The sequence below is a fragment of the Gloeocapsa sp. DLM2.Bin57 genome (assembly GCA_007693955.1).
Taxonomy (GTDB): Bacteria; Cyanobacteriota; Cyanobacteriia; order Cyanobacteriales; family Gloeocapsaceae; genus Gloeocapsa.
In genome coordinates, this window is sequence record RECR01000085.1 from 43,331 (window position 1) to 49,330 (window position 6,000).

General features: G+C 39.3%; 7 protein-coding genes. 5 read left to right on the top strand and 2 right to left on the bottom strand.

The window, feature by feature from the left end; translation table 11 throughout:
* The first annotated feature begins 116 nt into the window (after nt 1–116).
* The 5 genes from EA365_11440 (at nt 117) to EA365_11460 (ending at nt 4,364) form a co-directional block, all read left to right on the top strand.
* Nucleotides 117–1,328: a molybdopterin molybdenumtransferase MoeA gene (locus tag EA365_11440; GenBank protein ID TVQ43943.1), complete on the top strand. Its 1,212-nt coding sequence runs from the start codon at nt 117–119 to the stop codon at nt 1,326–1,328.
* Nucleotides 1,325–1,732, top strand: coding sequence for a DUF4332 domain-containing protein (locus EA365_11445; GenBank protein TVQ43944.1), 408 nt, complete (start codon nt 1,325–1,327; stop codon nt 1,730–1,732). The genes EA365_11440 and EA365_11445 overlap by 4 nt, the downstream gene beginning before the upstream one ends.
* Nucleotides 1,733–1,948: 216 nt before the next feature.
* Entirely contained in the window at nt 1,949–2,377 is a 429-nt protein-coding gene (locus tag EA365_11450) for a hypothetical protein (protein TVQ43945.1), read from the top strand.
* Between the two features lie 51 nt (nt 2,378–2,428).
* A complete protein-coding gene (gene hemL / locus EA365_11455) occupies nt 2,429–3,736 on the top strand; it encodes a glutamate-1-semialdehyde-2,1-aminomutase (protein ID TVQ43946.1) in 1,308 nt (435 codons plus the stop codon).
* A complete protein-coding gene (locus EA365_11460; GenBank protein TVQ43947.1) occupies nt 3,681–4,364 on the top strand; it encodes a YdcF family protein in 684 nt (227 codons plus the stop codon). The genes hemL and EA365_11460 overlap by 56 nt, the downstream gene beginning before the upstream one ends.
* A gap of 365 nt (nt 4,365–4,729) precedes the next feature.
* Here the strand turns inward: EA365_11460 and EA365_11465 are convergent, their stop codons facing one another.
* Together EA365_11465 and EA365_11470 are read right to left on the bottom strand one after the other, a co-directional pair.
* Nucleotides 4,730–5,461 carry a triose-phosphate isomerase gene (locus EA365_11465; protein TVQ43948.1) on the bottom strand — a complete coding sequence of 244 codons (732 nt, stop codon included), beginning with the start codon at nt 5,459–5,461 and terminating at the stop codon, nt 4,730–4,732.
* 117 nt (nt 5,462–5,578) lie between these two features.
* Complete coding sequence (locus tag EA365_11470) at nt 5,579–5,893, bottom strand: PEP-CTERM sorting domain-containing protein (GenBank protein TVQ43949.1); 315 nt, start codon at nt 5,891–5,893, stop codon at nt 5,579–5,581.
* Between the last annotated feature and the right edge of the window lie 107 nt (nt 5,894–6,000).

The window sequence follows — 6,000 nt, forward strand, 5'->3', positions numbered from 1 at the left end:
TGTTCAAAACCCCACAATGCCAACCCAACCTAAAATAATTCAACCCACCGATAATACAGAAATTATTAAAATTGTTGAGGAATTAAACCGTGAGCGTGATTATAGCATAATAGAACATGATTTCAGTAAATCAAGCCGAAACAATAATTTTAGACTTAATTCAACCCGTCACTGATACCGAAACAGTAGATTTACATAACGCTGTTACGCGAATTCTCGCCACAGCAATTAAAAGTGATCTAGACTTCCCCTATTGGGATAACTCAGCGATGGATGGTTATGCGGTGCGTTACGAAGACGTAACTAACCCACCCCTTAACTTAACCATAGTTGCAGAAATCCCCGCGGGAAAAGTACCTCAAAAAACTATCTCTCAAGGAGAAGCAGCTAGAATATACACCGGGGGAATGCTTCCACCAGGAGCAGATACTATTATAATGCAAGAATATACTCAACGTCAAGGCGATCGCTTAGTAATTCTAAAAGCACCAAAAGCACCTCAAGCCTTCGTTAGAAAAAAAGGAGAATATTATCAACCAGGAAACCCCCTACTCAAAGAAGGAATAACTCTTTCTGCAGCCGAAATAGCTGTGTTAGCAACAATACAAGTTATAGACATCCCCGTAAAAAGACGTCCTAAAGTAGCTATTCTCTCTACAGGAGACGAGTTAGTCAACCCCAGTCAACCATTACAACCAGGAAAAATCATCGACTCTAATCAATATGCTCTCTACGCTTTTGTCTTGAGTCAAGGAGCAATTCCCATACCCCTAGGTATAGTACCAGATAACCCCGAGGAATTGCGCGATAAAATTAGTCAAGCTATTGAAGTAGCAGACATAGTCTTATCCACAGGAGGAGTTTCAGTAGGGAGTTATGATTATGTAGAACAAATCCTCAAAGAATTAGGAGCAAAAATAGCAATCAGTAGCGTTGCGGTTAAACCAGGTAAACCCCTAACCGTAGCTAAATTTCCTCAAGGTTGTGTCTATTTTGGCATACCAGGAAATCCCGTCTCAGCTTTGGTAAGTTGTTGGCGTTTTGTCCAACCGGCGATCGCTAAACTTTCAGGAAAGCAACAACCCTGGATACCCCAATGGTTAGCAGCAGAAAATTTACAAACCCTTAAAAGTACAAGCGATCGTGAAACCTATGTTTGGGGTAGATTAAATATCCATCAGGGAGTTTATCAATTTAAACTAGCTTCAGGTAGTCAAAACTCGGGTAACCTAATTAACCTAGCACAAACCAACGCTATAGCAGTTATCCCTAGAGGTAACAATACTATAGTAGAGGGAGACAAGATTATGACCTTGATAACTAAATGAGTAAAGCAACTTTTTGGTCAATTGCAACTATTCCAGGAATAAAACCAACAGAAGTAAATCTTTTACAAACTCAAGGAATCGAAACAACCCAAGACTTATTAAGCAAAACCAGAAATCAACAACATCAAGAAGCTTTAGCTAGGGAATTAAAAATAGAATATCGTTATCTACGCAAATGGATAGCATTAGCCGATTTAGCCCGAATTCCTAGCGTAGGATGTACTTACGCAGGATTATTATTACACAGTGGTATTATTTCTGTTTCACAATTAAGTCAAACACCAGTTAATCGCTTACGTCAACAAATTCTGAGAATGCAAGTGGCAACTATGCAGCGTAAAGATTTATGTCCTCCTGTAGAATTAGTACAACAATGGTTAATAGAAGCAAAATCCCTCATTTAAGGTTACTATTACTAGCGCTTTCAGTGTAAACCCTTTCTATGCTATCGTTAAGAACAGGGTTTTAAAATTATTTTTCTGATGACCAAGCGATCGCCAATTCATCCCAGGGTCAAAATAGCTTTAAGTAGTCTAGACCTAGAAATTGAAGCAGAAATAAACAGATATCAGTGTCAAAAGCCATCTCAACCGCCTAAAAACAGTTTTTCAAGGCAAAATATGGCGATTATCCCTCAAGACAATAGTTACAATTCAGAAGAAATAGAAATCTGGCATCATCAAGTTGTTACTACCATATCAGAGCAACCAGTAACTCAAGCTCTTGCTATATTCAAAAAACCTTTGGGGATAGCCTCGTTAATCATCACTATAATTAGTAGTGGCTTACTAGGTATCAACTTAACCAAACCAGTACAACTAAAATCAAACCTACAACCCCCAGAATCTCTAGCTACACCAGCTTTAGTTGAAGGTATTAATTTAGCTAGCGAAGTACAAGAATTAAACTTAAAAACCCTGAGTAGTCTAACTAATCCCCAAACCCAGCTAGTTACTGAGGAACAAAGGCTAAACAACAGTAACAGACAACCCCCATCTCAACTATTCAATCAGTTACGATTAGATCAAACTAGCGAAAGAAATTTTTAAAGTGTTGCGAAATTATCTTACCCTAAAAAAAGTACAGTAGAGGAAAAGCAATTGGTTTCAACAAACTCCTTCAACACCACTAAATCAGAAGAAATTTTCACCGCTGCACAAAAATTAATGCCAGGTGGAGTAAGCTCTCCAGTGAGAGCTTTTAAATCCGTAGGAGGACAACCCATAGTCTTCGATCGCGTCAAAGGAGCTTATATCTGGGATATAGATGGTAACCAGTATATCGATTATATAGGCACATGGGGACCTGCTATCTGTGGTCATACTCATCCTGAAGTAATTAACGCCCTTAAAGAAGCTTTAGACAAAGGTACAAGTTTTGGTGCACCTTGTGTACAAGAAAATATTCTCGCCGAAATGGTGATTGACGCAGTACCTAGTATTGAAATGGTACGTTTTGTCAACTCTGGTACAGAAGCTTGTATGTCGGTTTTACGTTTAATGCGAGCTTATACAGGCAGAGATAAAATCATTAAATTCGAGGGATGTTACCACGGTCACGCTGATATGTTCCTTGTCAAAGCAGGCTCAGGAGTAGCAACTCTCGGTTTACCCGACTCACCAGGTGTCCCTAAAACCACCACTAATAACACTCTCACAGCTCCCTACAACGATTTAGAAGCGGTAAAAGCACTTTTTGCCCAAAATCCAGGGGAAATAGCGGGAGTTATCCTCGAACCAGTAGTAGGTAATGCTGGTTTTATTCCACCAGAAGCGGGCTTTTTAGAAGGATTACGAGTGCTAACTAGAGAAAGTGGTGCTTTATTGGTTTTTGATGAGGTAATGACGGGTTTTCGGATCGCCTACGGTGGAGCACAAGAAAAATTTAACGTAACTCCAGATCTAACTACTCTCGGTAAAGTTATTGGAGGTGGTTTACCAGTAGGTGCCTACGGTGGTAAAGCTGAGATTATGTCTTTAGTATCTCCGGCTGGACCAATGTATCAAGCTGGCACTCTCTCTGGTAATCCTTTAGCTATGACTGCGGGAATTAAAACCCTCGAACTTCTACAAAAACCTGGAACTTATGCTTATTTAGAAGCAATCACTAAACAATTAATCGAGGGGTTACTCACAGTAGCGCAAGAAACAGGTCACGCGGTCACAGGTGGTAATATTAGCGGTATGTTTGGGATGTTTTTTACTAATCAAATAGTACATAACTACGAAGATGCTAAAACTTCTGATGCCTCTAAATTCGGTCGTTTTCATCGAGGTATGTTAGAAAAAGGGGTTTATCTAGCACCTTCACAGTTTGAAGCTGGTTTTACTTCCTTAGCTCATACCGAGGAAGATGTTAAACAAACTATCGCTGTTGCTAAAGAAGTACTCAAAGATATTCCTGCTTAAGCTAGTAGGGGTGGGTTTAGGTATTCTCTGTCTGAGTTTGTTAAGTAAGCTAATTTTTTACTTACCTACCAATCTTAATCATCCTGTTGATGGAATCTTGGTATTAGGAGGGAGTATTTATCGAGAAATCTATGTAGCAGACTTAGCTATAACTCAACCAGAAATACCTATTCTTATCTCTACTGGTTCAGATGATCCTTGTATTTGGTTAATCTTTGAGGCTAAACAAGCACCCAAAAATAATGTAGTCTTAGAAAGATGCGCTGATTCTACTTTTGGTAATTTTTTCTCTAGTATTCCTATTCTACAAGATTGGGGAGTACATAAGGTTAAATTGATCACCTCTAGTAGTCATCTACCTCGCGCTCTCTGGTTGGCTAAAATTCTCTTTTATTCCCAAGGAATCGCTCTAGAATTAGATATTGCTCCTACCTATGGTACTCCCGGTAATCAAGAAACGTGGTTAAAAACTAGTCTAGATATCACCAGAAGCCTTGTCTGGGCTTTGTTATCTCAAGTGATTAAACCTTCCTGCCATCGCGTTACACCTTTAACTATTATAGATTGGCAAAGATGGGAAACTAGAGGTTTTGTCTGTGAAAGTTTTACCAAGCATAATTTAATTTGACTAAACTGGGGTAATATATGATAATAAGAATCATTATCATATTAAGATTCCTTATCTAATCTCATGACCTTAACCCCATCGAACCCTCGATTAATTACAGAAGCCCAGCCTGTTGTGACGGAAGCAGAAATGATTGAAGCAGTGAACACCCTACTCTTAGGATTAGGGGAAAATCCAGAGAGGGACTCAAAGATACCCCTAAACGTGTAAATATCTGTTGTATTTGGAGTTTAGAGTAGTTTCTTACTAGAGCACTGATGCTGATGGGTGTTCCCTAGCGCCTTTTTAAGGCGCTGGTTCTCAGAATCGGAATGAAGCTACGCAGAGCCTGATTGCAGAGCTTAATTTCACTCCCTATGACTACTTTAAGGATTAGTATAGTTAACTATGCGCGCAAATCCCACAGGATCTAAACTAGCACCACCAACTAAAACACCGTCTATTTCAGACTGAGCCATGATTTCATCGATGTTACTCGGTTTAACTGATCCACCATATTGAATAGTCACATCTTTATTACTTAACTGTGAACGAATTAAACCAATAATGCGATTGGCTTCTTCTGTTTCACAGGTATCACCTGTACCAATCGCCCAAATAGGCTCATAAGCTATGACGAGGTTATCTTGATCTGTATCGACTAAACCTTTTTTGATTTGATTAATAATGATGTTTTCTGTTTCGCCCGCGTCTCGCTGGGCTTTAGTTTCTCCAATACAGAGAATAGGAGTTAAACCATGTCTTTGGGCTGCTAACAGACGAAAATTAACCGTTTCATTGGTATCTGCAAAATATTGACGACGCTCGCTGTGACCAACGATAACGTATTTAACCCCTATTTCCTTGAGCATTCCTCCTGATATTTCCCCAGTATATGCTCCCATATCCTCCCAGTGGATATTCTGTGCTCCTATTTGCACCCCTGAGTTATCTACATATTTACTAAGAAAGCTTAGACAGGTAAAAGGCACACACAAGACTACCTCTTTATTGGCGCTACACTCTGTGATTTTAGATTTAAATACTTGCCAAAACTCCAGGGCTTCTGACTGGGTTTTGTACATTTTCCAGTTACCTGCAATGATAATTTTACGCACTGTTTCTATTCTATTTACTTTTAGACATAAAATATAATATTATAGCTTAACTAAGTAAAAATAAAAAAAGTTCTCCTCTGAAGAGAACCCCATCTAACATGAACTGATTATTAATGATTATTTTTGGGCTTTTTTATGGGCTTTTTTCAAAGCAGGAAGAGCCGCTACAGCAAACCCAGTACCTAAAATAGTTAGAGGCTCGGGAATAGCTTCAAAAGTAGCATCTACAAGTCTAAATCTAACGGTGTCGTCATCGTTAAGAGCGAAAAAATCAAAGGAAGTGCCCACTAGGTTGTCATTAGAATAGTTAACTGTGACTGTACCAGAATCACCAGGAGTGGTAGGGAAGGTAGGACCACCATTGACGGAAATACCAAGGCTACGAGCGTTTGCAGAACCTAGAAGTTGACTATAGGTAACCGAAAGTGACATACTCCTACACCGAATCAAAGATTACGCTGTAGGCTTCTTGTCTTTCACCTTCAGAGATGATTGACCGTTTTTGAGTGAGGCGATGCCCATCCCCACTTTTTTAATTA